The organism is Rhizobium sp. NFR07, assembly GCF_900111905.1.
Classification (GTDB): Bacteria; Pseudomonadota; Alphaproteobacteria; order Rhizobiales; family Rhizobiaceae; genus Neorhizobium.
The window spans coordinates 339,519-364,466 of sequence record NZ_FOKM01000006.1 but is presented as its reverse complement, the minus strand read 5'-3'; the positions used below and the strand labels follow the sequence as shown (position 1 = coordinate 364,466).

Annotated in this window: 25 protein-coding genes; 13 read left to right on the top strand and 12 right to left on the bottom strand. The window is 58.8% G+C overall.

Annotated features, from left to right (window positions below):
* Positions 1-150: 150 nt before the first annotated feature.
* The 6 genes from BM216_RS15435 to BM216_RS15410 are packed head-to-tail and all read right to left on the bottom strand — an operon-like array spanning position 151 to position 6,780.
* The gene (locus BM216_RS15435; protein ID WP_093000059.1) at positions 151-489 is read right to left on the bottom strand and encodes a slr1659 superfamily regulator; all 339 of its coding nucleotides are present in this window, start codon (positions 487-489) and stop codon (positions 151-153) included.
* A 15-nt stretch (positions 490-504) separates the two neighbouring features.
* Positions 505-1,056: a slr1658 superfamily regulator gene (locus tag BM216_RS15430; RefSeq protein ID WP_093000058.1), complete on the bottom strand. Its 552-nt coding sequence runs from the start codon at positions 1,054-1,056 to the stop codon at positions 505-507.
* 7 nt (positions 1,057-1,063) lie between these two features.
* Positions 1,064-3,418 (bottom strand): SpoIIE family protein phosphatase, encoded by a 2,355-nt coding sequence (locus BM216_RS15425; RefSeq protein WP_093000129.1) that lies wholly within the window; start codon positions 3,416-3,418, stop codon positions 1,064-1,066.
* Positions 3,418-4,590 (bottom strand): class I SAM-dependent methyltransferase, encoded by a 1,173-nt coding sequence (locus BM216_RS15420; protein WP_093000057.1) that lies wholly within the window; start codon positions 4,588-4,590, stop codon positions 3,418-3,420. Before BM216_RS15420 ends, BM216_RS15425 begins: the two co-directional genes overlap by 1 nt.
* On the bottom strand, positions 4,587-5,066 hold the full coding sequence (locus BM216_RS15415) for a hypothetical protein (RefSeq protein ID WP_143102775.1): 480 nt from the start codon (positions 5,064-5,066) through the stop codon (positions 4,587-4,589). Before BM216_RS15415 ends, BM216_RS15420 begins: the two co-directional genes overlap by 4 nt.
* A gap of 55 nt (positions 5,067-5,121) precedes the next feature.
* Entirely contained in the window at positions 5,122-6,780 is a 1,659-nt protein-coding gene (locus tag BM216_RS15410; RefSeq protein WP_093000128.1) for a putative bifunctional diguanylate cyclase/phosphodiesterase, read from the bottom strand.
* A 342-nt stretch (positions 6,781-7,122) separates the two neighbouring features.
* Here BM216_RS15410 and BM216_RS15405 point away from each other — a divergent pair, with 342 nt between their 5' ends.
* Positions 7,123-8,118, top strand: coding sequence for an aldo/keto reductase (locus BM216_RS15405; RefSeq protein WP_093000127.1), 996 nt, complete (start codon positions 7,123-7,125; stop codon positions 8,116-8,118).
* A gap of 50 nt (positions 8,119-8,168) precedes the next feature.
* Here BM216_RS15405 and BM216_RS15400 read toward each other — a convergent pair whose 3' ends face one another.
* From BM216_RS15400 to BM216_RS15380, 5 genes are all read right to left on the bottom strand, one after another.
* Entirely contained in the window at positions 8,169-8,837 is a 669-nt protein-coding gene (locus BM216_RS15400) for a DUF4405 domain-containing protein (protein WP_093000055.1), read from the bottom strand.
* Positions 8,834-9,241 (bottom strand): cytochrome P460 family protein, encoded by a 408-nt coding sequence (locus BM216_RS15395; RefSeq protein ID WP_244530196.1) that lies wholly within the window; start codon positions 9,239-9,241, stop codon positions 8,834-8,836. Before BM216_RS15395 ends, BM216_RS15400 begins: the two co-directional genes overlap by 4 nt.
* Positions 9,242-9,457: 216 nt before the next feature.
* The gene (locus BM216_RS15390) at positions 9,458-10,543 is read right to left on the bottom strand and encodes an alpha/beta hydrolase (protein WP_177230802.1); all 1,086 of its coding nucleotides are present in this window, start codon (positions 10,541-10,543) and stop codon (positions 9,458-9,460) included.
* Between the two features lie 120 nt (positions 10,544-10,663).
* Complete coding sequence (locus BM216_RS15385; protein WP_093000053.1) at positions 10,664-11,557, bottom strand: LysR substrate-binding domain-containing protein; 894 nt, start codon at positions 11,555-11,557, stop codon at positions 10,664-10,666.
* Positions 11,558-11,923: 366 nt separating this feature from the next.
* Positions 11,924-12,862, bottom strand: a complete 939-nt coding sequence (locus BM216_RS15380; protein ID WP_093000125.1) for a GntR family transcriptional regulator — start codon at positions 12,860-12,862, stop codon at positions 11,924-11,926.
* A gap of 279 nt (positions 12,863-13,141) precedes the next feature.
* On the opposite strand from BM216_RS15380, the gene BM216_RS15375 reads away from it, so the two are divergent.
* From BM216_RS15375 to BM216_RS15330, 10 genes are read left to right on the top strand one after another with little or no spacing between them, the layout of a single operon-like run.
* A complete protein-coding gene (locus tag BM216_RS15375; protein ID WP_093000052.1) occupies positions 13,142-13,951 on the top strand; it encodes an ABC transporter substrate-binding protein in 810 nt (269 codons plus the stop codon).
* 33 nt (positions 13,952-13,984) lie between these two features.
* Positions 13,985-14,713 (top strand): amino acid ABC transporter permease, encoded by a 729-nt coding sequence (locus tag BM216_RS15370; RefSeq protein WP_093000051.1) that lies wholly within the window; start codon positions 13,985-13,987, stop codon positions 14,711-14,713.
* Positions 14,714-14,724: 11 nt separating this feature from the next.
* Positions 14,725-15,474, top strand: a complete 750-nt coding sequence (locus tag BM216_RS15365) for an amino acid ABC transporter ATP-binding protein (protein ID WP_280141681.1) — start codon at positions 14,725-14,727, stop codon at positions 15,472-15,474.
* 13 nt (positions 15,475-15,487) lie between these two features.
* Complete coding sequence (locus tag BM216_RS15360; RefSeq protein ID WP_093000049.1) at positions 15,488-16,651, top strand: M20 family metallopeptidase; 1,164 nt, start codon at positions 15,488-15,490, stop codon at positions 16,649-16,651.
* Positions 16,648-17,745: a mandelate racemase/muconate lactonizing enzyme family protein gene (locus BM216_RS15355; protein WP_093000048.1), complete on the top strand. Its 1,098-nt coding sequence runs from the start codon at positions 16,648-16,650 to the stop codon at positions 17,743-17,745. Before BM216_RS15360 ends, BM216_RS15355 begins: the two co-directional genes overlap by 4 nt.
* On the top strand, positions 17,742-18,911 hold the full coding sequence (locus tag BM216_RS15350) for a M24 family metallopeptidase (protein WP_093000047.1): 1,170 nt from the start codon (positions 17,742-17,744) through the stop codon (positions 18,909-18,911). The genes BM216_RS15355 and BM216_RS15350 overlap by 4 nt, the downstream gene beginning before the upstream one ends.
* 26 nt (positions 18,912-18,937) lie before the next feature.
* Entirely contained in the window at positions 18,938-20,164 is a 1,227-nt protein-coding gene (locus BM216_RS15345; RefSeq protein WP_093000046.1) for a glutamine amidotransferase-related protein, read from the top strand.
* Between the two features lie 38 nt (positions 20,165-20,202).
* On the top strand, positions 20,203-20,616 hold the full coding sequence (locus tag BM216_RS15340) for a VOC family protein (RefSeq protein ID WP_093000045.1): 414 nt from the start codon (positions 20,203-20,205) through the stop codon (positions 20,614-20,616).
* A 30-nt stretch (positions 20,617-20,646) separates the two neighbouring features.
* Positions 20,647-21,582: a 2-hydroxyacid dehydrogenase gene (locus BM216_RS15335; protein WP_093000044.1), complete on the top strand. Its 936-nt coding sequence runs from the start codon at positions 20,647-20,649 to the stop codon at positions 21,580-21,582.
* Positions 21,583-21,640: 58 nt separating this feature from the next.
* Complete coding sequence (locus BM216_RS15330) at positions 21,641-22,513, top strand: D-amino-acid transaminase (RefSeq protein WP_093000043.1); 873 nt, start codon at positions 21,641-21,643, stop codon at positions 22,511-22,513.
* A gap of 112 nt (positions 22,514-22,625) precedes the next feature.
* On the opposite strand, the gene BM216_RS15325 is transcribed toward BM216_RS15330, so the two are convergent.
* Complete coding sequence (locus BM216_RS15325; protein ID WP_093000042.1) at positions 22,626-23,534, bottom strand: ribokinase; 909 nt, start codon at positions 23,532-23,534, stop codon at positions 22,626-22,628.
* A 155-nt stretch (positions 23,535-23,689) separates the two neighbouring features.
* Here BM216_RS15325 and BM216_RS15320 point away from each other — a divergent pair, with 155 nt between their 5' ends.
* Together BM216_RS15320 and rpiB are read left to right on the top strand one after the other, a co-directional pair.
* Positions 23,690-24,445: a FadR/GntR family transcriptional regulator gene (locus BM216_RS15320; RefSeq protein ID WP_093000041.1), complete on the top strand. Its 756-nt coding sequence runs from the start codon at positions 23,690-23,692 to the stop codon at positions 24,443-24,445.
* Between the two features lie 29 nt (positions 24,446-24,474).
* Positions 24,475-24,921, top strand: a complete 447-nt coding sequence (gene rpiB, locus BM216_RS15315; RefSeq protein WP_093000040.1) for a ribose 5-phosphate isomerase B — start codon at positions 24,475-24,477, stop codon at positions 24,919-24,921.
* Positions 24,922-24,948: the final 27 nt, after the last annotated feature.

Sequence of the window (24,948 nt, the reverse complement as noted above, 5' to 3'; positions counted from 1 at the left end):
TGCCGCTGAGATCTCAGACCCTAAGGGCAGGCGGCCGGCCGGAGTGCGCACTGTGAGCGGCGATAGAAGGCTGCTATCCGGCTTTGAACCTGTACATGACGTCGCCACCCCAAGGCCGCTCTTTAGGGCGGCTCACATACCGGAACGGTCTCAGGCAAGCTGCAGGTCCAGCCCGGAATAGAGCTTCTTCAAGTTCGGCAGCGATTTCGACTGCCAAGGATATTGCGTGGTGGCCTTGATCACCAGCTGAATTTCCGGCTTCTTTCGCGCTTCAATCGTCAGCTTTGCCAGGAGGTTGATGCCGGAAGAATTCAGGAACTCCAGCCCTGTCAGATCGAATATCACTCGCGCATGATCCTCATGCAAAAGTGACGCCGCCAATGAATAGATCGGCGAATACGCATCTGGCCCCGCTAGTCGCAGCACACCGTCAAAATAGACGCATTCATTTTCCGCCCATACACGGAAGTTCTCGTCTCTTATTTCCATCTCGTTTCACCTGTTTCAGGCCAGCGGTATCTGCACTGACGCCGTTGTCGTAAGCTGGATGCGTTGGTTGTTGGCTCCCTCGAACTCCCACGCCAATTCGGCGCCATAATCGGCAAGAAGGGTGAGGATGCCCAGGCCCGAGCCGCTGGCGTTGGATGCGGCATTTGCCTCGATCTGCTGAATGAGGAGTTCTCCTGGATCAGCCGACAGTATGTCGGTCAGGAGATTCTGAAACCGCGTGGATGTCTCGGAATCGATTTCATTGCGTACCCGCATCAGAAAGAGATCGGCATCCACACAGGCTTCGATGACGATGTCGCTCGGCTGTCGGAACTTCAGCGCATTCTCTATCAGCTCATTGCTCAGATATTCGATGCTGTGATGTACGTTTGCATGCCGCGTCTTCGAGCCTGTAAATGGAAGTGCCATTGCCTCGGCGAGGAAATCCGACGTCAGGCCGGATAGCCGCCAGCCAAGCTCAAGCGGGCCGTCCATGAGCGTCAGGCAGGCGCCGGAAGAAAGGCTCGTTTCCGCCAAATCAGTGGTTCCCAATATGGTTCTGGACATGCCGCGTCTACCTGTGTCGCAATACGAGAAGGGTGATGTCGTCATGGATCTTATGTGAACCGATATAGCTCATGAGCGTGTCGATGATGCCGGTGGCAATCCGATCCGCGCTCTGTTGGTGCAACCGTACAGCTTCCTTGCAAAGTCGCTCGATGCCAAAGAGCTCGCCATGCGCATTCTCCGCCTCGGTAACACCATCCGTATGGAGAACGATGATGTCGTCCTTCTCCAGCGGAATTCTGCGAGTGCTCACAAAGGCAGATATGTCGGAGTCTAGGCCGATTGGAATGCCCAGGTCCATCGTCTCGATACGTTCCAGATCGCCATTCGCCCGCACGATTATCACCTCCTCGTGCTGGCCGGATATGAGCATGTCTTTCCCGTCGTAGTCGAGGAAGGCCAGTGTCAGATGCTTGTCTATCCTTGTGCGAACGATATTCTTGAAAAGGGCGCTGTTGAGGTCGACGAGGAATTTCACCGGGTCGGTCGTACCTGCTTCCTGCAGCGCTCGGGCAACGGATTGAACCATGAGCATCAGCACGCCGCTTTCGAGGCCGTGGCCGGTGACGTCGCCTATTCCGATCTTGAACCGTCCCTCCGACTCCAGAACGTCATAATAGTCACCTCCCACCTCATCCGCAGCGCTCATATAGGCTGCAATTTCGAGGTCCTTCGAAGAGGCCAGTTCTGCCGCGAGCGGCAGAACCATCATCTGAATTCTTTCGGCGACCGCAAGCTCTGTTCCCAGGCGCTGGTTCTCGCTCTTCAATTGGGCGTTGAGTATCGAGATCTCTTCCTTGGCGTCCTCTATTTCGGCGGTTCGCTCTTTTACAAGCCGCTCAAGGTTTTCCGTATGATAGCTGATGTCTTCGGCCATTCGATTGAACGCCTCGCTTGCCTCCCCGACCTCATCGCGGCTGGTGACGGCGACGCGAACCGAATAATCTTTCGACTGAATGCGCTGCGCTGCACCTGCAAGGGCGCTGATCCCGCTGGTGATGCGCTTCGACGCAGCGAACACTGCGAGAGTGACGATTACCAGGGAGAGCAGGATCGCCAGCAACTGGTAGACAACGATCCGGTTCGTCGCCTCGGAAATTTCGGCCTGTGCGGCGTTGAGTGAGGCATAGATCTCGCGTTCCGGTACGACGATGCCGAGCGACATGGCATCCTTCCTGACCTTGCCGGCCTCCCAGAGATTGATCGAGGGAAGCGTCTTCATGATCACCATGAACGGAACCGGCTCTCCGTTCTGATCCAGCGAAATATGCCGGATACCGTCCCTTGGATCACTCGCGAGCTGTGCGATGGCTGGTTGCGAGCTGCCCTTGAGAGAGCGTTCAAGACCGGTGACGCCGGTCCCCTTCGCATCGCTTGTTGAACGCAGGCCGATCGTCTTCTCTCCGCGTCCGCTGATGGCAACCACGTTCCCGTCGGACATCGCAAGAAAGCCGAAGCCCGTCTCTGCCACCCTCACATTCTCCACCGTCTCGGCAAGCTGATCGAGCGTGATGTCGGTGCCCGCCGTCCCCGCAACGCTCCGTCTGTCGGCACTCCAAAGCGGCTGAAAGAAACTGACGATCAGCTTTCCCGTTATGGCGTCCGTATAGGGCGCGGTCTGGGTGATCTCGACGGGAATAGCCTGACCTGTGTGGCCGGTTGCCTGGCTCTGCCATGTTTCATAGAGGCCGGGGAAAAAGAAGTCCCAGAAATTTGCGGCGTTATGACCGGGATAGAGCCGATCGAACGTCTGTGCCTGATCCGTATAGGGCGCGGTCCTGAAGATCGGCCGCTCCTTCGGGCCGATATAGTACATCTGAAGCTTGGACGCTCCGTTCTTAAGAAGGCTCGGTGCGACCAGATCAAGGACCGAGCTTGCGCGAATGTCGGCCAGAACGTCGGGTCGAGGATTGTGATCCGCGTTCAGGAGATAGCCCCATGCGCTTACGACAGAAGGAGAGCCGGGGGCATTTTGCGCCCACTGCCCGGCGGGGTCGAAAGAGAGCTCTACGCTGCCGGGGGAGACGCCGGATATCGCTGATCCTATGTCAATCTGTTGCCTGGGATTGTCGATCTGCTCCTGCAGGACGCCGGCAAGAACGCCGACGTCGCTATGCACTTGATCGAGAAGCAGCGAGACCTGGGCTACGGTGGAATCTGCGTAGGTGCGAATGTAATCCTGGCTCGCCTGCTCAAGCCCATGGCCGACTTCTTCGGTGGCGTCACGCGACAGGCGCTGCACATTCCAAAGAGCGAGCCCCCCGCTGATCAGCAGGTCGACCAGCACGGCACTGCCGACCACAAGAATGAATTTGGCCCGGAAGGAACGCCACGGTCGGTTCTTGCTCGATACGCTGTTCATCAATACGGCTTCCGACCTGATGCTGCCCAAATCGGCCATCCTGCATATCCTTTCGGATGCAGTGCTGCGAGAACGTGGTCCTTGAAACCTTGCCGAAACCGGCGGATGAACTCGGGAGGGTCGCCCCGGCGTACCGCCATCTGCCCGGCATAGACATTTTCCCATGCTTCGATGATGTCGGCAAAATCTCTCGGATCGCCGTCAAGGTTCGTGACCATGAAAGACTCGACCTTGATGTCGTCGAAGCCGGCGTCGTTGAGGAGGCGCCGGCTCTTCGGTCCCATTTCGACATCCATGTCGAAATGGCTGAACAGTTTGGCAACCTGCTCATACGTCCAGCGGATGGATTCCGCATGCGGCTCTCCCAGGCAATGGGAGTTCTTCTCATTTGTGATGTAGACCCGTCCGCCGGGTTTGCAGATCCGATAGAGTTCACGAAGCAGGACATCGGGCCGGTCGAAAATCTGCAGTGAATGACGGCACGTGACGAAATCGAACTGGCCATCCGCCAGCAGCATCTGCGAGGCGTCCCCATAGGTATATTCGATCGAGTTCAGGCCGAACTCCGCGGCGACCCGGCGCGCATAGTCGAGGCTCTTCTTCGAATGATCGAGGGCAACGAGGCGCGTCGGGTTGAATTCCCGTCTTATCAAGGTCGCGAAATCTCCTATCCCACAGCAGATGTCTGCGACGGCCAGCCCATCACGCAGGCCGTGCCGGGGCAGGATGTCGCGTTCATGCCGCCAGGTCATTTTGGTCTGCGTTCGAAGGATCGGAATGAAGCTTTCGTCCTCCACGAATGTCTGGCCTGGGTAGAAGGCGGAATCGTAGATATCGACGGAGAGATTGGGCTCTTTGGACGCCAATGTTTCGAAAAGAGGCGCAGACCATGGGATGACGCTTGACGTAACGACCTTGATGGTTCGCAGCGGATCCGCCCTGCAGGCGATCTTCAAAAGGTCTGCAAGCGCGTTGAACGCAGTCATGTTCAGGTGGGTGAGGCGCTTGACGTTCAGGTAGATGATCCTGCCGCTTCCGTCGAGGCTGCGCTGGATGACATCAATCACGCCAGTCATCTCCCGAGGAGATTGCGGACGCATTTTTCCGCTTAGGACGATTTCCTGGTTTGTCTCGTCAAATTCGGCGGAAAACGATGAAGAGATCCGATTCAACGTGGACCCTCCGACAGCACGAATTCCAAAGTCAGCGTTATGTGGTCATCTCTGTCGATTTCGGTATGAACATCAACGCCGACGGCGTGCGCCAAAGCCATCAGATCTCGAGCCGGTTCAGGAAATGGCGTTGAGCCACGAGATCGATCCACCGTCCTCAATAGAGCCAGCTGCTCTTCGCTACACCGGAAGCCGACACGCAGATACACACTGTCATCGCCCTTGAGCAGATTGAATTCGACCCTGTCTCCACTGTGAACTGACCGAAAAGCCAGCTCTATGACTTCATTGATCAGCGAGGCGCTGAAGTTGGCGTAGCGGGCGGGGTCGTCGTGAGATTGGGCTACGAGATCTCCAAGATACTCGGCGATCTTGTCGCAGAGGCGAAACTGCGAGGTGAAGAAGCCCACATCCAATACAAGCGCCGCCATGCCCTGAAATGCGGTCTGTCGGAAAAGGGCGGGTTGTCCGGTCATGATCATATTCGTCCGCTCTTTAAGGAAGGCGCGAGACCGACGGCCCCAAAAGTTCTTAGGGGTGACGGGCGGCTGCTGAGGTTATCGCGTTCATCGAGACCTCGGAATTCGCGACGAATTGGCCAATCTCGCCGACCGACAGGGGCTTGCTGATCGCATGCCCCTGGAAACGGTCGCATCCCAGGCTGCGTAGCCAATCGGCTTGTTCGACCGTCTCCACGCCCTCCGCCGTGACATCCATGCCCAGATCGTGCGCGAGCGTTATGACCGATCGAACGATAGCCTGGCTCTTCGCATTGGCCTCGAGGTCGGAAACGAAATATTTGTCGATCTTCAGCGTGTCGAAAGGAAAATTCTTGAGGTAGCTCAGCGAGGAATACTGCGTGCCGAAATCATCCAGCGCGATCTTGATGCCGAGTATGCTGAGGGTGTTGAGCGTGTCGAGATTATTGACCGTTCGTTCCAGGAGAACGCTCTCGGTGATTTCAAGTTCAAGGCGGTCTGCGGCAAGCCCGACCATGTCGAGGACCTGCGAAATCCTATCGGTCAGACCGGCAGCAAGGAACTCGGCAGCGGAAACGTTGACGGCGACGATGTAGTCGTCCGGCCAGTTCAAGGCTTCGCGGCAAGCCTTTTCCAGAACCCAAAGCCCGACGTCACTCATCAATCCGTCTGTCTCAGCCATGGGGATGAACACCGATGGAGGGATGTCCCCGAGCAGCGGGTGCTGCCATCTCAGCAGAGCTTCAAAGCCGATGAGCCGGTCGCTCTGCGCGATCGGTTGATATTCGATCGAAAACTGTTTCTTTTCGAGTGCGATCCGAAGGCTTCTTCGCAGCAGTTCCCGCTGTTCGATGATCTGCAGCATTGCGGCATCGAAGACGCTGGCCCTGCCGCGTCCCTCCTTCTTTGCTGCATAGAGCGCCACGTCGGACGCCTTCATCAGCGTTTCGGGATCGGCCCCGTCCAGCGGCGCAATTGCGATACCGATGCTCATCCCGACGAAAACCGAAATGCCGTCGATCGTGAAAGGCTGCTTGAAGGCCTGGACGAGAGCGTTGCCCAATTCCGTGCTTCGTTGCTGACGTTGTGAGCCAGCGGAGATGATGGCGAATTCGTCTCCCGCCAGCCGGTACACCCTCTCTGTCCCGGACAGACAGTCCCTGATCCGGCCCGCTGCCAGTTGCAGCAGCTTGTCGCCGGCTGGATGCCCCAGCGTATCGTTGACCGGTTTGAAATCGTCGAGATCGAGTTGCATCAGGCACATGGCCTCATCCCCGCCGTCAATGTCGAGGAGCGCATCCGACAGATCGCTTGCGAACCGCCGTCGGTTCGGCAACCCGGTGAGTGGATCGTGCGTCGCCTGATGCAGCAAGGTCGCGCGTTCGTCCTTGTCGCCCGTGCGAAAGGTCTGCACGACGCCGTAAAATTCGCCTATCGAATGAAAGGTCAGTTCGCGAAACGCGCCATTGCCCAGATCGCTGGTAAGAGACAGCGGCCGCGCAGGTGTGGATTGAAGATAGTCGGAAACTGCCGTCCTATCCAATTCCGGATAGACATCCCAAAGGGACGGGCTGCTTTCGCCGGATGCGGATTTCAGCACGCTGTTCGCGATATCGGCAAGTCTGAACTGCCGATCAAAAAAAGCGAGGCCGTCCGTCCAATCATTTGTGGCCTCTTGAGAATGCTGGCGGCCAGGTTGCGCATTGCTCATCTCAGAGAGATCCCACTCACCACCGGCCTCCATATCGCCATCACTGATCCTGCGATTAAGTTCGACAACGCAATATCAATATAGAGAGTATGTTAGCGTGTGCTACTAAAAATTTGCGTGTGGTTGATCATCATCGCCATCATGGAGCGCGGGGACGTTGGCAATAACGGTCGCGCAATATCCCGGGATCTCATGTCGATCTCGTCCCTGAAAAAGCATTCATAAGCCACGCTTATTACCGCATCCCGATCGCCGCCACTAATGGCGGCGTATCAGTGGAGCTATATGCACGTCGACCGTGATCTCTTTGAAATTAACGACATCGACATTGAAGGAAACGCTATGGAAAAGCGTGTGCTTGGCAGGAATGGGCTGGAAGTCTCCGCGTTGGGGCTTGGCTGTATGGGAATGACCGGCGTTTACGGCCAGCCCGTGGACAAGGCCGATATGATAAAGCTCATTCACGACGCCTATGAGCGCGGCATCACCCATTTCGACACGGCGGAAGCCTATGGGCCTTTTGCGAACGAAGCTCTGGTAGGCGAGGCGCTGCAGCCGATCCGCGGCGAGGTGACGATCGGGACGAAATTCGGGTTCGACATCGACCAGCAGACAGGCCAGCGCCGGGGCGGGACCAACAGCAGGCCGGAACACATCGAGGCCGTTGCCGACGCCGCTCTGAAGCGCCTCAGAACCGATCGCATCGACCTGTTCTACCAGCACCGTGTCGATCAGAACGTGCCGATCGAGGATGTCGCAGGCGCCGTCAAAGACCTGATCGCAGCCGGAAAGGTAAGGCATTTCGGACTGTCGGAAGCCGGCATCCAGACAATTCGCCGTGCCCATGCAGTCCAGCCTGTGGCCGCGGTGCAGAGTGAGTATTCCTTGTTCTGGCGCGGACCGGAAACGGAACTGCTGCCGACACTGGAAGAACTCGGAATCGGCTTCGTTCCGTTCAGCCCGCTCGGCGCAGGGTTTCTGACCGGCAAGATCACCAAGGACACGACGTTTGAGGAGGGCGACTTCCGCAATGCAGTGCCGCGTTTCTCTCCGGAGGCACGCGCGGCGAACCTTGCTCTTGTGGAAATCATCAAAGGCATGGCTGATCGTAAAGCTGCTACGGCCGCGCAGGTAGCTCTTGCCTGGCTGCTGGCTCGTAAGCCCTGGATCGTTCCGATCCCGGGAACAACGAAGCTGAACCGTCTTGACGAGAATATTGGTGGCGCCAGACTGCTCCTCTCGCCCGCAGACATTGCCGAGATCGACGCGGAAGCGTCGAAGATCGAAATCAAGGGCGAGCGTCTTCCTGAAGCGGTGTTGAAAATGACCGGCCATTGAAATGAGAAGGGGCTGCCCGACCTCGCGGTCAGCCCCTTTGGAAAACTGTCTCATTTCGCTTTCTTGGCCAGCATCAAGCCGTAATGCACCGTAGCGGCAAACAGCCCGACGATTGAACCGTAGTTCAGGAAGAACCCCAAGGTTGACTCGTTAAAGTCCCACATGTCGAGCGAATAGCTCAGCATGAGCTTCGATCCGAACGTCATCTCGAAAGAACTTCTCACGCCCCATGCGATTATGACGAGCGTCACCATGCGCAGGGCCCCCGTGCGAAACGCATTACGTTCGGATAAGCCGACGATCTCACGGCAGGCGTTCATCACCACCTGCCAACGTGTTCCGAGATGAATAGCGATGATCAGCAATACCCAGTAAGCCGCGAACATATGGATCTCCCGCACGGCGAAGGCACCGTCGAGCGCGGCAAACGGGAAGAGCTCACGGGAAATGAGGACGCTCGTCACAAGCATGATCGTCATCACGACAGCAAGCCCGGTTATTGCTGACAGATTGACGATCCGCGTTGCGTCCAGCTTTCGCCTCTTGAGGCCGCCGTACCAGCGGCGATTGAAGATGTTGTGGGCGATTACCAGAGCGAAGAGGGCGGTGCCGAAAAGCTCGTGCGTCAGGTTGTCCAGCCACCAATACGCCAGACACGCGATGATCAGTCCGACGGCTATGAGGTCGAGGAGCAGGCGGACCCGAAAGATAACGTTCATTTAAGTTCAAAACGCCGCATGTCGTTGAAGGTGTAGAGGAACTCCCTGTCGGACCGAGAGGTATGGCATCGCTGACAGCGGGCGGTGTTTTCATCGGCATTGATCGTGCCATCCGGCTTGAACCACTGGAATTGCCAGTCGGCGGTGCGGCGGTTCTCGTCGTAATCCTGTCCCCAGTCCTCGCCCTTCTCCATGATGAAGTAGCGGAACACCTTGCCGTCACGGTAGTCGACCAGGGCGACGTGGGTGCCGTTGGGAATGGGATCGCCACGTTTGACGGCCTCGATCGCCTCTTGGGTGGTCATGATATGTTCGGTAATTTCGCCTCGCTCGACCGTCGTGTAATGGACGAGCTTGTTGATGTCCGGCATGGTCGCGCGCGTGGGCTCCGCGTGAACCTGCATGCCGACGAGAAGCACCGTGCTTGCCGCGAGTGCGGCTGCACCCACGGTTCTGAAAATCCTGTTCACCTCTGTCTCCTGCTATCTGTTCGTACTGCTCGTCGGTGATGTTCCGAGGAGCTCGTCCCGCCGTGTGTGTCGGTGATTTCGCGCGCCATCCTCGTGACCTTGTCCGATCAGAATTGGGCGCGGCGGCCTGCGAGGCGATGTGCTGGTGGCTCAGTCGAGCTTCTTGTCGGCAAGGAATTTCGAGACCTGGTCAGCAATTTCGACATTGTTCAAATCCGACATCAGGAAGTGCGTGCCGCCCTTGATGCCGACCTCCGGCAGGTGCATGAGCGTTGCGTCCCCGCCATGTCTGTTGACTGTATCAACCCAGAGCTTCGCCATCGCCAGCCGGACGCGCCAGTTGTCCTGTCCGCGTTCGGAAGTGGGCTCGGTCGGGAAATTGTCGCCGTAATAGATGACGATCGGCAGGCGTGTCAGTTTGTTGAAGTCGGCGACGGGGACAGCTTCGCCCTTGAGTGTGCCGGCGGCACTGGGCATCTCCGCGGGTACTTCGCCCTCGGGGAAAATGAAGCCGCTGCCGGGTTCCAGTGCGACGATGCCCCTGACGTTCGGATTCTTGATTGCGGTCAGCCAGCCGGGGCCACCAGACTGCGAATGGGTAAACAGGATGCCGGGGCCGGTCTTGTCGAACAGCGCGGACATGGCATCCGAGATCACCTCGGCATCATAGGGGCCTGTGTTCGGTGTAACGGAGCGGAAGAACTGGTCCAGCGCCGCCGGATCACGTGAGAACTGGAGGTTGCCGAAATAGTTCGGCCATTTGCCGATGCGAAATTGGTCGAAGAAGAGCTGGTCGTAGGGTGTCGGTTCGATCGTTGTCGCGACCGTGCTGTTGCCTGCCCTGCCACGTCGGGGCTGATCGACCAAATAGACCGGATAGCCTCGGCGGAGGAAGATGCTCTGAAAGCCTTCCCGCCCATCCGGCGTTGTTTCCCAGCTTCGTGCAGACTGATATGCGCCATGGAGCATGACAATCGGCAGAGGCTTCGGATCCTGCGGAACCTGATAGAAGACATAGGCGTGATCGCCGTGGAGGGTCTGTCCCTCGGCCGTCGGTGCGTTGTTGTTGTATGTTCCTGGTGTGCTCGAAACGGAACCGCCGACTGCGAAGCTGCCCTGCTCCTGGATTACGAGGGGATCGGACTTAGGCGCGCTTTGTGCGAAAGAGGCTCCCGATGCGACGACGACCATCGAAAAGACGAAAGCCGATAGTGTCCCGGTCAGTATGCGTGGCATGGCGATCTCACAACATGAAGTTGGAAGAAGGCTACGCGACCAGCATTCCGGTGATTAGATGCCTATTCCTGATTGAGGATATTAGGCTGCCTTATTAATCACGTTCTGTTTATTGCGCCGTTATCCGCGATATCTCAGGGCCTCGACGACGAGGGCGAAGGCCGGCGAGGCATAGCGGCGATCGGGATAGTAAAGGTGATAGCCGGGAAATGGCGCGCACCAATCTTCCAGAACCCGCACCAACTCGCCGCGAGCGATCTGATCCGCGACTTGATCCTCAGGCATATATGCGAGGCTCAACCCCCTTCTGACGGCATCAAGCCTCATCGCTATATTGTTGAAGACCAGTTGGCCCTCGGCCCTGACCTTCAGTTCATGGCCGTCTTTCTCGAACTCCCATGCGAGGATGTTGCCATAGGTCGGCATCCTAATCTGGATGCAGTTGTGCGAAGTGAGATCCTGAGGGATTTCCGGCCAGGGATGCATGCGGAAGTATGCTGGAGATCCGACCACGGCCATGCGCATTTCCGGGCCAATCTTGATTGCGATCATGTCCTTGGCGACTTGCTCACCCAGGCGGACACCCGCGTCATATCGATCCGCCACGATGTCGGTAAGGCCGTAGTCGACCGTGATTTCCACCTTGACGTCGGGGTTTTCCGGAATGAATTTCTCGAGCGCCGGAGCAAGGACCGAGATTGCCGCATGTTCCCCGGTTGTGATCCTTATGGTCCCGGCCGGCTTGTCGCGCATTTCGCTGAGAGCTGAAAGCTCGGACTGGATCTCATCGAACCTCGGTCCGGCCGTCTGCAGAAGGCGCTCGCCCGCCGCCGTCGGCGAGACGCGCCTCGTCGTCCTTGTCAGCAATCTCAGGCCCAGTCGTTCTTCAAGCCCGCGCACCGTCTGGCTGAGTGCCGATTGCGAAACGCCAAGTTTCACGGCGGCGCGAGTAAAGCTCTCCTCGCGTGCAACCGTGATGAAGGCCACAAGGTCGTTGAAGTTCTCCTGCGCCATTCATTAGGTATCCTTATAGTTTCACCCCGGTTACTGCCTCCAATCGAAATTATCGGCAAGGAATATATTTCTGGATCGTCGCAATGTCGGCGTCGGGCCTGAGGAAAAGGGACGGGAAGGGCCGTGTTCTGATGATGAGCGCCACCGCCGGCCTGATCCGTATGGTCTGGCTCAGCATCGCGATGCGGATAGTGTTCTTCTGCCTCTCGCCGTTCCCATGATGCCGATTGGCGCCGGGGAAGGGCGGAGTTCTCTGACTGCTGTGGCATCGGATATCGCCGCGCGCTCTATGGAGGGCAGGCCCGCGTCGGACGTCGTCAAAGTCTTGAGTATTCGAAAGTGGTGCGAGGTAGCTCGCTGCGGGTCTCAGCTTCTCGGTGGGGCTTTCGGATAGTGCCTTGCCGATGCGCGGGCGGCTCCCAGATGGTCGATCATAAGCTCGGAGGCACGTACGCGATTTCCCTCGAATATGGCATCGATGATGTCGAGATGTTCTCGACACCAGTCCCGAACGCGGCGTCGGTTTGAATATCCGCCGAATTCGAGAAGCCGGCGCAGTCTGTTCTGCTGCTGGATAGCTTGAAGGAAAAAGATGTTGCCGCTGAATGCGGCGATCATTTCATGAAACTGAGCGTCCGTCTCAAACAGCTGACGAGGATCGACGCTCGATATATCCGGATGTCCTTCAAGGTACAGGTGCTCCAGACGCGAACGTTCGAGCAGGCTTCTGTCGAACTGAAAGCTCCCCAGAAGCAGCCCTGCGGGTTCCAATGTGCTTCGGTAATCATAGCTGTCGCGCAGAGCCACTTGGGAATCGAGGGTCGGGCGGAATGTCCAGCCACGGCCACTATTGCGGGAAAGCAGGCCATCATTGACCAGATGCGTCAATGTCCGCTGCAGAAGCGTCCTGTCGACCTTATAGCGTCGGGTGATCTCCACCTGGGTGATGCTGTCGCCGAGAATTCCAGAGAGCCTGTCTTCGACGATCCGTGCGTACAAATCCTGGTCGGCGGTAGTCGGTACCTCCACCTCGGTGCGATGGAGCATGCCCTGCTGTGCTTTTAAGAAAAAGCCCTGGTTCTTTCGCGTCTCGACAATGCCGCGCTCCGCCAACAGGTTGAGTGCCGCCCTGACCGGTGTCCGTGACACCCCGAGCATGTCGCCGAGCTGTTGTTCACGCAGATGATGCCCGATCTCGAATTTCGCGTGGCGAATGAGGTCGAGGATCTGGTTGGCAAGGCGGTGCCTTCCCTGCTGGGCATTCGTCGTTACCACAGGTGCGGGTTTTGTATCGTTGTCAGCCATGTTGTACAATTATGCCGCTAAATTTACTGCGCCTATCTAAAAGCTATCCGCTTCGGAAAATCTACATCTGAATGACCTGCGTGGTACGAATTGTAATTCATGTACGTAAGCGGATTGGGATTGTGCCCAAAAAATATAGGGAAATTTCCTATTTCGATTAAAAAATAGACACATTAAAGATATGCATAATATTTGAGTTTATTGCTTGACTCCCAAATTTTTAAGATTGTATTCTCTGGTTCAGAAAATGCAATGTTGGCTTAAAATAAGGGAACTCGCATGCTCAAGAACATTGTTGCCGCCTTCATGGTACCGCTCAGCATGGCTGCGTCGGCATCCGCCGCCGAGCTTCCCGGCAGTGGGTTGGTGGAGAAGGGAGCGCTGACCTACGGTGTCGCAGCGACGTTTGCTCCGTTCGAATTTCAGAAGGACGGTCAGCTCACCGGTTTCGATATCGACCTCATTGCGGCTCTTTCGAAAAAGCTGAGTGCGCAGACGAAGCCCATGAACATGGAGTTCAAGGGCCTTATTCCCGCGCTGATCGGAGGCCGCATCGATCTCATCAATTCGGCCATGTACATCAATCCGGCTCGTTCCGAGCAGGTCGACTTCATTCCTTATTTGAAGATCGGCAACATGGTGATCGTACAGGCGGGCAATCCGAAGAAGATCATGGGCCGCGATGACAGCCTGTGTGGCAAGACGATCGCCGTGACGCTTGGCGGAATTCAGGAGAGCCAGGCGCGCGCCGACGATGAGCGCTGCAAGGCCAAGGGGCTCGATGGCGTGAAGGTTCTGACCTTCCCGACCGCGCAGGACTCGGCGCTGACTCTGCGCCAGGGCCGCGCCGATGCAACTTTTGATTCCACTCCGGGTGCGGTTGTTCTGCAGGATGCGGTTCCGGGCGTCTATGAAACCGTGGGCGAAGAATTCGAATCGAACACAAGCATCGGCATGGCGACCCGCAAGGGTGATGCTGCTCTGCAGAAATCGATCAAGGATGCTCTTTCTGAGCTGGCCAGCGACGGCACCTACAAGGCGCTGATCGAAAAGTGGAAGCTGCCGGCCTCTGTGGCGATCTTCAACTGACCTGTCCGACAATAAAGAGAAAAGGAGAGCGGGATGTCACTTGATCTGGTCTTCGACTATGTCTTCTCACCCGCTTTCTTCGACGGCGCGCTGCTGACGCTGCTCATCACGGTGACTTCGCTTTTCTTCGGAATGATCGCTGGTCTGGTGGTGGCGCTGCTCCAGGAGTCTCGCATCAAGCCGCTCCAGATGCTGACGCTTGTCTATCTGTGGCTGTTCCGGGGTACGCCCGTACTGTTCCAGATTATCTTCATCTACAACGTGCTGCCGACCTTCGGCGTCATGTTGTCGGCCTTTGCCAGCGCGGTCATCGCGCTCTCCCTCAATGAAGGGGCTTACATGGCGGAAATCATCCGCTCGGGCCTTCAGGCTGTGAAGAAGGGCCAGCGAACGGCGGGCCTCGCGCTTGGCATGACCCGCTTTTCGGTGATGCGTTACATTGTCATCCCGCAGGCTGCCCGCATCGTTTTGCCGCCGACAGGCAATCAGATGATCGGCATGCTCAAGACCAGTGCCCTTGTATCCGTGGTGGCCGTGGAGGAGCTGCTTCTCGTCGCCAACCAGACCGCCAGCGCCAATTTCAAGTATTTCGAGGCGCTCACGGCCGCGGGTATCTACTACCTGGCGCTCACCACGATTTTCATGAGCCTCCAATATCTCCTCGAAAGGGCACTCGACCGCAAGCGGCCGCGTGAGAAGCGTCGCCCTGTTTCGCTGATGACGCGGTTGACCGCGCTGACCGCGAAGACAGAACCGCGATGAAGGACATATCCATGAAGAACCGCGAACATATGCCCTTGCTCGAGATCATGGGGATCAATAAGAGCTTCGGCGACCTGAAGATCCTCAAATCCTGCAGCCTGAATGTCCGCAGCCGCGAGACGATGGTCATCATCGGTCCCTCCGGGTCCGGCAAGTCGACTCTGCTGCGATGCATCAATCTCCTGGAGCCCGCAGATGACGGCAATATTTTCTTCGAAGGAAACGACATCGCCCGGGAACTGCGCCGCGCACCGGAGGTCCGCCGTGAGATTGGCATGGTCTTCCAGAATTTTGAGCTTTTCCAGCATCTGACCGCCATTGAGAACATCATGCTCGCACCGATGAAGGTGCTGGGCATGAGCCGCAGCGATGCCCATGACGTCGCGATGGACCTGCTGAAAAAGGTCCGCATTCCGGAGCGTGCCGATTTCTTCCCCGACGAACTGTCGGGCGGCCAGCAGCAACGTATCGCGATCGCCCGGGCGCTCGCGATGAAACCGAAGCTGATGCTTTACGACGAGCCGACCTCGGCCCTTGACCCCGAAATGATCCGCGAAGTGCTGGACGTCATGGCCGAGCTCAGCAGCGAAGGCATGACCAGCATCGTCGTGACACACGAAATGGGCTTTGCCAAGCGCGCGGCGGACCAGATCGTCTTCATGGAGGACGGCGAGGTGATCGAGAACGCTCCGCGCGACTCCTTCTTCGGCGGTACTGTCAACGAACGGGCAACGCGCTTCCTCGACCAGATCCTGCACTAGGTGAAATGCAATCATGACCAATAAGCCTGACATTGCGCGCATGAAGCGCGAGCTTGCAGAAATCATCGCGATCCGCAGCGAAAACCCGCCGGGCGGTGAAGCCGAAGTCGCGGTCTATGTTGAGCGCCTGCTCAAGGATGAAGGCTTTTCTGTCTCGCTCACCGAGTACAAGCCGGGCCGTTTTAATGTCGAGGCTCGGCTGGAAAATGGGCCGGGCCCGGTCTTCGCCTTCAACACCCACATGGACACGGTTCCGGCCGGCGAAGGCTGGACTTCCGACGCCTTCACGGTACGCGAGGCGGACGGCAAGCTCTTCGGTCGCGGCGCCTGTGACTGCAAGGGGCCATTGATTGCAATGATCGAGGCGATGCGGATGCTGGCCGCCGACCGCAGCTCCTGGTCGGGCACGCTTCTCGGCGTCTTCGTCGGCGATGAGGAAATTGCAAGCGAAGGTGCCAAGTTCTACGCGGCCAGCCGGCCGAAGATCGATTTCGCAGTGGTTGGCGAACCGACCTCCAACACCACCTATTCCGCTCACAAGGGCAGCCTGCGTCCCGTCGTGCGCGTGTATGGCGTCGTGGCGCATTCGGGTACGCCGCATCTGGGTGATAATGCCATCTACCGCGCCGGCCAGTTGTTGACGATGATCGAGGCCTATCACAACGAGGTGGTGCGCAAGCGCACCCATCCGCTGGTTGGCGAGGCAAGCCTGACCGTGACCCGCATTGCCGGCGGACATGCAGACAATGTGCTTCCCGGCTCCTGCGACCTGCTGCTGGACCGCCGCATGGTGCCCGGCGAGAGCGAGGATGCGGTCAAGCTGGAGTTTGCCGCGCTCCTGAAAGACGCCCATGACCGTCATGGCGTCAAGGCTGAGATCATCGACTACAAGGCGACCACCGGCAGCGCCACGGAAACGGCCAGCGACCACCCCATCGTGCTCGCAAGCTTGGAAGCCTGCAGGGACAACGGCACACCGGATCCCGGGCCCTTCGGATTCCAGGGCGGCTGTGACCTCGTGCATTTCCGCTCGCTCGGCGCGCAGGGAACCGTAATCGGTCCCGGAAGCCTTTCGGTGGCCCACAAACCGGACGAGTTCGTGCCGATCGACGAATTCGTCACATGCAGCGTCATCTACCGCGACGTTACCAGAAAGATGCTGCGGCCGGGCCAATGAAAGTCTCCCTTCACAGAGCCATGCTGCAGTATGGCGGCGGGCTCCTTCTCCATACTGCTTCGTCGGGGCCGATAGGTGGTCTCGACACGCTTTATCTGAAGCTCGAGCGCGGTCCTCATGCCGGTATCGGCGAGGTGCGCATCAACATCGCTTATCTCAACGGTATCAGCCCGGAGACATGCCTTGGGCAGGCCCTTTCCGTGATCGATGGACTGAACTGGTCGATGGAGCCTGCGGCGATACAGGCCGAATTGGCCGGGATGGCGGGTGTGATCGCGCCCGTGCGGATGCTGGTCGATATCGCACTCCACGACCTGATCGCTCGGGAAAAGGGCATCACGGTTCTGGAGTTGCTGGGTGGCAAGGCTGGCTCGCCGCTGCGTTATGCGACCAACCAGACCCTGTTCATTTCCTCGACCGAACGTCTCCTGGCCCAGGCCGAGACCTATGTGAACCGCGGTTTCCGCGATCTGAAAGTACGGGTCGGTGGCGGAGACTTTGCAGAGGACGTTGCGCGCCTTGCGGCCCTGCGCCAGCGGTTCGGCGATGCCGTCAAGCTCGCAATCGATGCCAACGGCTCCTGGGACGGGGCCCAAGCCACCCAAAACCTGCAGACGCTGGCGCGTTTTGGCCTCGCCTATGTCGAACAGCCGGTCGCCCCAGGCGATTGGGATATGCTGAACCGGCTGTCCGAGAAGAGCTCCTTGCCGCTTATGCTCGATGAAAGCGTTGCCGGATCGTCCGACATAGACGCGATTGTGGCTGCCGGAGGGCGTCTATGGGCGCATCTAAAGCTGGTAAAACTCGGTGGTCTCGCGGCAAGCCTTTCAGCGGCCACGCGGCTGGCTGCTGCCGATATCCCGTTCATGATCGGCCAGATGAACGAGGGCGCGGTGGCGACGGCTGCGGCGCTTCACCTGAGCTGCGCAACCCAACCACGGTTCGCCGAGCTTTACGGTGCCGATGGCCTTGAGAACGATGCCGCGGCAGGGCTTGCCTATCGCGACGGTCATGTTGAGGGGCCTGCCACAACAGGGCTGGGTCTGGAATTTGATGCGTCGAAGACGCATCTCGTCAAGGAGCTTGAAGCATGAACATACCCAGCGATATCGTGCAGGGACAGGAATCCGCATTCCCCAAGGAGGAATACGCACGTCGTCAGACACTCGCCCGCGAAGGGCTTGCTGCTGCAGGTCTTGATGCTCTGATCGTCACCGGACCGGAGAACATCTTCTACCTGACTGGTCAGCAGACCCCGGGTTACTACACGTTCCAGGCGCTGATCCTGCCGGCCGACGGTGAGCCGGTGTTTCTCATCCGCCAGCTCGAATATTTCAATTTCATTGCAAACACCTTCATCTCCGACGCGGTCGTTTATCAGGACGGCGAAGATCCGCTCGGCCTGCTGGTCAAGCTCATCGAGAACCGTGGGCTTGCATCCAAGCGCATTGCCATCGACAAGCGTGGCTGGTTCCTGCCGATCGCCGTCTACGAAGCGCTGCAGGCGCGGCTTGGCACGATCGGTGACGGCGCCGGCGTCATCGAGAAGTTCCGCGCCGTCAAGTCGCCGCTCGAGGTGGAAAAGCTCGAACGTGCCGCATCCTACGTTGATGAAGGCATGCGTGCCGGTCTCGCCGCCGTTCGCGTCGGCGCGACCGAGAACGATCTCGTCGCGGCCATGATGGGGTCGGCGATTGCGGCCGGTTCGGAGTATCTCGGCATGGAGCCGCTCGTGTCGGTCGGCCCGCGCACCGGCGTGCCGCATGGCACCTGGCGCCGCCGCGCGATTGGAGCGGGCGATCCGGCATTTCTCGAAATGGCAGCGTGCCACGATCGATATCATGCCGCCCTTATGCGTTCCGCCTGGATCGGCGAACCACCGAAGGAAGCCGCGGATATGATGAAGGTCTGCCAGGAGGCGCTGCAGGTTTCGCTTGATGCGATCCGCCCAGGCGTTGCCTGCGAGGTGCCCCATATCGCCTGCCAGAAGGTGATCGATCGCGCGGGCTATACGGAAAACTTCAAGAAGCGCCTGGGTTACAGCGTCGGTATCTCCTTCGCGCCGGATTGGGGCGAGGGCGCCATTCTCAGCCTCAATGCAGGCGTGAAGACCGAGCTGCAGCCCGGCATGACCTTCCACCTGCCGCCGGCATTGCGCATCTACGGCCGCTTCACGGTTGGTGTGAGCGAAACGATCGTCATCACGGAGACGGGATATCGCGCCCTCGGCACGATTGACCGCGATCTGCTGATCGTCTGAAGCGAGCCGATTGAACGGAGCTGACGATGGGCCTGATCCTCGTTCACCACGATACCGATAGTCCGGCGCTTTACGGCGCGGTGGCCGCAGCGGTTGCGGCGGCCCGGAATTGCGGTTTCATGCACATCGCAGCTCGTTTCGATACGTCACGTCACGCGGATGCGACTCAGCATGTGGTTTCAACGGGCGGGCTTGCCGCAAGCGGGCTCTGCTGGTTCGAGCGGCTTTCGGGCAAGCCGGTGTTGCCGGTCGCAACGGTCGAGGCCGTGGTCGGTGCCGCCGGCCTCGCCGATATCGTCGTGCCAATCCACACTGCCTTCGTGTCCGACGCGGGCGCGGCGGCGGCACTTTCATCAGCCGCCAAGTCAGCTGGCGTTCCGATTGAAAAGATCGACGTCATCGAGCTCGCCGACCATTTCGCGGATCAGGCGACACGGAAGGTACTCTGCTGGCGTGATTGTTTCGGTCGCATCGTGCTGGACCAGCCGAAGGCTGCAATCAAGGCGGCGCTTAACATCGCGCTCGTTGGCGCAAAAAGCGATCATCTGGATGTCTATCCGGCTGCCTTGGCAAGCCTCGCCGACGCGGCGGACAGCCTCTCGCTGCAGCTCAACATAGATTTCGTCGATCCGGTTCAGTTCCGTGAAGCTGATGCCGGCGAGACGCTTGAGCCTTATGCGGGCGTACTGCTGCCGGGCGGGGCGGACATGAAGAATGTTGCCGGGCAGACTGCAGTGGCCGCCTTTGCGCTAGAAAACGGACTGCCTGTCGTCGGCCTATGCCTCGGAATGCAGACCATGGCGACGGCGGTCGCGTGGAGAGCCTTCGGCCGCAGCAACGCCAATCTGGCGGAAGCTGATCCGGACGCGGGTATCAAGACCTTTCTCGCCATGGCAGGCGAGCAAAAGGCAGATGGCGATCTCTTGCCGGAGCATCGGACGGGCGACCAGCAGATCGAAGTTACTTCTGGCACGCGGCTGGCCGGCCTGCTTGCGGCCGGGACAGCCATCCGATGCAATCATCGCTTCAGGCTCAATCCGAGCCTCGTTGGCGATCTCGAAGCACAAGGCCTTCGGATTTCCGCGCGCGGGGTCGGCGGCGCCGTCGTGGATGCGATTGAGGTGGTTGATCATCCATTCTACATGGGCATGCAGGGACATCCCGAACTATCCTCTCGTCCCGGTAAGCCTCATCCGCTGATCGTCGCTTTTTTACAGGCGACGATCCGTAAGCAATCATCGGCAGCGTCCTAGCTGCAGTACCTTCCCACAAAAAAGACAGGAAACATTCAATGCGTTCGCTTTTCCATCTCGCCTATCACGTCACCGATCTCGAAGAGACCCGCCGTTTCTACGGCGGCGTCCTCGGCTGCGAGGAAGGCCGCAGCACCGACACCTGGGTCGATTTCGATTTCTTCGGTCATCAGATTTCCATGCACCTGGGCGAGCCGTTTGAAACGACGCGCACCGGCAAGGTCGGCAATCACATGGTGATGATGCCGCATCTCGGCGTGGTCCTGGAACTCGACGCATGGCTGGCGCTTGCCAAGCGCCTCGAGGACGCCGGCGTCGCCTTCGACATTCCGCCGGTCGTCCGCTTCGAGGGCGAACCGGGCGAACAGCGCACGATGTTCTTCTTCGATCCGAGCGGCAACCCGATCGAGGTCAAGGGCTTCAAGGATTTCGACAGCGTCTTTGCGCATTGAGGTCGATAAGGCCGTAAAGGAGGCTATCCGATGATTGCGCTTGTTACGCGTATGCCAGAAGACGTGGAGCAGCTCTGGCTGGCTTCGCTTTCACAGAAGATGCCAGGCGAGACGATCGTCCCGTTCCGGCAGCTCGATGAGGCTTCGCGAGCCACGGTCGATATCGCGATAGTCGCAAATCCCGACCCGGCGGACATATCGCAGCTGCCGGGCCTGAAATGGATCCACAGCGTCTGGGCCGGCGTCGAACGTCTGGTCGGTGAGCTTGGCGGAAGCCGGCTGCCGATCGTGCGCCTCGTTGATCCGCAACTCAGCCGGACGATGGCGGAGGCGGTGCTGGCCTGGACATATTATCTGTTCCGCGACATGCCCGCCTATGCCAGGCTCCAGAAGCAGCGTGTCTGGGAACAACTCACCTACCGGCGGCCACAGGATATCACGGTTGGCGTGCTGGGCCTCGGTGCGCTCGGGGCTGCATCCGCTGCGGCGCTGAAAGGGGCCGGCTTTAATGTGATCGGCTGGAGCCGTGCCGCAAAGTCGGTTGACGGCGTCGAGACCTTCCATGGCGAGAACGGGCTCGAACAGCTTCTCGGCCGGTCGGAAATCCTGGTCTGCCTTCTGCCGCTGACCGGCGAAACCAGAGGCTTGCTTGATTCCGCTCGGCTTGCCCTTTTGCCTGAGGGCGCCTCCCTTATCAATTTCGCCAGAGGTCCGATCGTTGTCGGTGATGATCTGGTCGAGGCTCTCGATTCCGGCGCGCTGAAGCATGCTGTGCTTGATGTCTTTGACGTCGAGCCGCTGCCCGCCGATGCCGCCTACTGGGATCATCCGGCGATCACTGTCCTGCCACATATCTCCGCTCCGACGGACCGCGAGACGGCGGCAGCCATCGTGGCCGGCAACATCCTGGACTATCGTGCGAACGGCACACTTCCTCCCACCGTCGACCTGGAGCGTGGCTACTGACGCGGGTGCGCCAGTGCCTGCGTCCGGCGATCAACCTTTTATCTTTCTCGGGAATTGAATGAACATGAGCTCACCTGAACGCATCGTCTACGTCGCCGGGCAATATTGCCCGGAATCGGAAGCCAAGGTTTCGGTCTTCGACCGTGGCTACCTGTTTGCGGATGCCATCTACGAAGTCACTTGCGTCATCGGCGGAAAGCTCGTCGATTTCGACGGACATATGGCCCGGCTCGCACGCTCGTTGAAGGAACTCGACATGCCCGTGCCGATGAGCGATGCGGAGCTGCTGGCGATTCATCGCAAGCTGGTGGCCGACAACAATGTCGATGAAGGGCTGATCTACATGCAGATCTCCCGCGGCAACGCCGACCGCGACTTCAACTTTCCGTCGAAGGATACCCCGCCGGTCGTCGTCATGTTCACCCAGGCCCGGCCGGTACTGGAAAGCCCGCTTGCCAAGCGCGGCCTTAAGGTCATCTCGCTGCCCGACATTCGCTGGGGGCGCCGCGACATCAAGACGGTCCAGCTGCTTTATCCCTCCATGGCGAAGAATGCCGCGAATGATGCCGGCGCCGACGACGCCTGGCTCGTGCAGGACGGCTTCGTCACGGAAGCTTCCTCGGCCAATGCCTATATCGTAACGGCCGATGACAAGATCGTCACGCGCAGCCTGTCGTCGGACATCCTGCATGGCATTACCCGCGCGGCCGTTCTTCGGTTTGCCGAGGACGCGGGCTACGCTCTGGAAGAGCGCTCTTTCACTATCGCGGAAACTCTCGAGGCGAAAGAAGCCTTCATCACTTCGGCCACATCCTTCGTAACCTCTGTACTGTCTATCGACGGTCACGTGATTGGTGATGGCGCAATCGGCCCCGTCAGCCGTCGCCTGCGCGAAATCTATCTTGAGAAAGCGGTTGGCGCGCGGATTTAGTCGAACGTTATGAAATGCAAGTGAGGTCGCCGCGCGTCATGTGGAACGCGCGGTGCCATGCGTCATACCATTTCAGGAATGGCAGCGGCTCTCGCGAATATCGCCGTCAGTTTCAGGTTGCCGCCAAGGCGGCCTCGACTGCCGCGACCATCGGGATCGCGGTTTGTGCTCCGGCGGAAAGGCAGGCAATCGACCCGGCTGCCGCGGCACGCTGCAGTGCGGTCCGAATGTCGAAGCCTTGCTCCAGCCCACCGACCAGGTAGCCGCAGAACGTATCGCCTGCGCCGACCGTGTCCACAGGATCGATCTTCAGGCTGTCTGCCTGGATGATTTCACCGTCCTTGATTGCAATCGCCCCTTCGGCGCCAAGTGTCAAAACAAAGATCTGGCCGCGTTGTTCGTGCAGGCGCATCAGCGCATCCAGTCGCAGTTCTTTCCCAGACGTAGTTAATCCTGCGAGCAGGTCGAATTCTGTTTCGTTCGATATGACGATATCGGCAAGTCCAGCCAATCGTGGGACATCCGTGGTAAATGGCGCGGTGTTCAGCACGCTTACGATGCCTCTTGCGCGTGCTTCCTTCAGTGCGTGCTCTATCGTATCCGCGGGGATCTCCATCTGCAGCATGAGCAGGTCTCCAGCCGCCATTTCCGCCAAAGCGTCGTCCACCATATCTTTGGCAACGAGATCATTCGCGCCGGCGATGACCGTGATCATGTTTTCTCCCGAGCCGTCCACCAGGATTATCGCAGTGCCTGTTACCGAAGGCACAGTCTTCACCGAGGTCAGGTCAACAGATGCTGTGCGAAGCACGCCGAGTGCGCCGGCGGCAAAACTGTCATCTCCGATCGCACCGACCATACTTACGCAGCTGCCTGACAATTTTGCTGCAAGCGCCTGGTTTGCCCCCTTTCCCCCGGCTGAATTGGCAAATGTCCGTCCCGCCACGGTTTCACCTGCGCGCGGCAGGCGTTCGGTCCTCGCGACAAGATCCATGTTTATGGAGCCGATTACGGTGATCATGGAGAACTCCTGTCTTCAGCAATAGCCAGGAAACTGGCCTTTGCTGTGCGTTAAATGCGGGCTTCTGCAATGGCTTAGAAGAAACGTCGGTTTCTGAGCTTGACAGTGTCCCTACCGTGGATAGTTTAGTGGTAATACCACGGTATGGACAAAAAATGACAGTCAAAAAAACGATCCGTCGCGAACCACAGGAAGCAGGGGCTCATAACCGGGTCGCGGCATTTCTGCGCGATCAGCTTCTGTCTGGAGAGCTGAAGGCGGGAGATTGTCTGCTGCCCGAGCGCGAACTGGCCGCCCACCTGAATGTCAGCCGCCCCGTGCTTCGTGAGGCATTGAGGGCACTGTCGATGATCGGCGCCGTGGAGATCCGGCACGGTGTCGGTACGATCGTCCGGCGCCCGGATGCCACCGCTCTTGGTGATGTCTTCAGCTTCATGCTCGCTCACGGCTCGAATGTGACGGGTGATATCATGGAGGCGAGAAAGGCGATCGAGCATCACGCTGTGCGCATCGCCTGCCAGCGCGCGACCGAGCAGGACTTTGCAAATATCGCCAGCGCCCTCGGCCGCATCGTCCAGACGATCGATAATCCGGAACTCGGCGGTCTCGCGGATTTCCAGTTCCATGAGGCGATCGTCGCGGCGTCGCATTCGCCGACCCTGGTGACGATCTACGCATCGATCTCCCAGCTGATGATGCGCTCGCATTTGGAGCGCCGCGAAAAGATCATCCGGGTGGACGGGATAGAGGAATTCCTTATCGACCATCATCGCCTGATCCTTGAGGCCCTGGCCGCCCGCGACCGGGTTCGCGCCGATGATCTGCTGCATCAGCATTTCGAGATCGGTGCCGATTTCAGGCGTCGAGCCAGCCTGCACGACATTTCCAAGGGAACGGGCGTCTCGACCTAGTTTTCCATTCAATGAAAGGGAGGATATTCATGAACATTGTCATCGGTAGCGACCACGCGGGATTTCCGCTGAAGGCGGACGTCATCGAAGTGCTGAAGGAGCTTGGCCATGAGGTCGAGGATATCGGCAGCTTCACGCCCGAACCGGTCGATTTCCCCGATATTGCCGGCCTGCTTTGCAAGAAGGTCCGCGATGGTGCGGCTGAGCGCGGCATTCTCGTCTGCGGTACCGGTGTCGGAGCGGCAATCGCCGCCAACAAGATCAATGGTATCCGCGCGGCAGTCTGCCATGACGTGCATTCCGCCCACCAGAGCGTCGAGCATGACGACGTAAACGTCATGTGCATCGGTGCCAAGATCGTCGGTCCCTGGCTCGCCCGAGACCTGGTCGTCGCCTATCTCGACGCTCAGTTCGACCGCAACGAGGACTTTGTCCGTCGCGTCGAAAAACTCTCCGCTCTGGAAAAGGCGCAGTAGGCGCCGCACGGATTGATAGGGAGAGCA

Bases quoted from the DNA above. Each gene is read 5' to 3' on its own strand.
- BM216_RS15435 (WP_093000059.1), bottom strand. From the start codon at position 489: ATGGAAATAAGAGACGAGAACTTCCGTGTATGGGCGGAAAATGAATGC.
- BM216_RS15430 (WP_093000058.1), bottom strand. From the start codon at position 1,056: ATGTCCAGAACCATATTGGGAACCACTGATTTGGCGGAAACGAGCCTT.
- BM216_RS15425 (WP_093000129.1), bottom strand. From the start codon at position 3,418: ATGAACAGCGTATCGAGCAAGAACCGACCGTGGCGTTCCTTCCGGGCC.
- BM216_RS15415 (WP_143102775.1), bottom strand. From the start codon at position 5,066: ATGACCGGACAACCCGCCCTTTTCCGACAGACCGCATTTCAGGGCATG.
- BM216_RS15410 (WP_093000128.1), bottom strand. From the start codon at position 6,780: ATGAGCAATGCGCAACCTGGCCGCCAGCATTCTCAAGAGGCCACAAAT.
- BM216_RS15405 (WP_093000127.1), top strand. From the start codon at position 7,123: ATGGAAAAGCGTGTGCTTGGCAGGAATGGGCTGGAAGTCTCCGCGTTG.
- BM216_RS15400 (WP_093000055.1), bottom strand. From the start codon at position 8,837: ATGAACGTTATCTTTCGGGTCCGCCTGCTCCTCGACCTCATAGCCGTC.
- BM216_RS15395 (WP_244530196.1), bottom strand. From the start codon at position 9,241: ATGCAGGTTCACGCGGAGCCCACGCGCGCGACCATGCCGGACATCAAC.
- BM216_RS15390 (WP_177230802.1), bottom strand. From the start codon at position 10,543: ATGCCACGCATACTGACCGGGACACTATCGGCTTTCGTCTTTTCGATG.
- BM216_RS15385 (WP_093000053.1), bottom strand. From the start codon at position 11,557: ATGGCGCAGGAGAACTTCAACGACCTTGTGGCCTTCATCACGGTTGCA.
- BM216_RS15380 (WP_093000125.1), bottom strand. From the start codon at position 12,862: ATGGCTGACAACGATACAAAACCCGCACCTGTGGTAACGACGAATGCC.
- BM216_RS15375 (WP_093000052.1), top strand. From the start codon at position 13,142: ATGCTCAAGAACATTGTTGCCGCCTTCATGGTACCGCTCAGCATGGCT.
- BM216_RS15370 (WP_093000051.1), top strand. From the start codon at position 13,985: ATGTCACTTGATCTGGTCTTCGACTATGTCTTCTCACCCGCTTTCTTC.
- BM216_RS15365 (WP_280141681.1), top strand. From the start codon at position 14,725: ATGAAGAACCGCGAACATATGCCCTTGCTCGAGATCATGGGGATCAAT.
- BM216_RS15360 (WP_093000049.1), top strand. From the start codon at position 15,488: ATGACCAATAAGCCTGACATTGCGCGCATGAAGCGCGAGCTTGCAGAA.
- BM216_RS15355 (WP_093000048.1), top strand. From the start codon at position 16,648: ATGAAAGTCTCCCTTCACAGAGCCATGCTGCAGTATGGCGGCGGGCTC.
- BM216_RS15350 (WP_093000047.1), top strand. From the start codon at position 17,742: ATGAACATACCCAGCGATATCGTGCAGGGACAGGAATCCGCATTCCCC.
- BM216_RS15345 (WP_093000046.1), top strand. From the start codon at position 18,938: ATGGGCCTGATCCTCGTTCACCACGATACCGATAGTCCGGCGCTTTAC.
- BM216_RS15340 (WP_093000045.1), top strand. From the start codon at position 20,203: ATGCGTTCGCTTTTCCATCTCGCCTATCACGTCACCGATCTCGAAGAG.
- BM216_RS15335 (WP_093000044.1), top strand. From the start codon at position 20,647: ATGATTGCGCTTGTTACGCGTATGCCAGAAGACGTGGAGCAGCTCTGG.
- BM216_RS15330 (WP_093000043.1), top strand. From the start codon at position 21,641: ATGAACATGAGCTCACCTGAACGCATCGTCTACGTCGCCGGGCAATAT.
- BM216_RS15325 (WP_093000042.1), bottom strand. From the start codon at position 23,534: ATGATCACCGTAATCGGCTCCATAAACATGGATCTTGTCGCGAGGACC.
- BM216_RS15320 (WP_093000041.1), top strand. From the start codon at position 23,690: ATGACAGTCAAAAAAACGATCCGTCGCGAACCACAGGAAGCAGGGGCT.
- rpiB (WP_093000040.1), top strand. From the start codon at position 24,475: ATGAACATTGTCATCGGTAGCGACCACGCGGGATTTCCGCTGAAGGCG.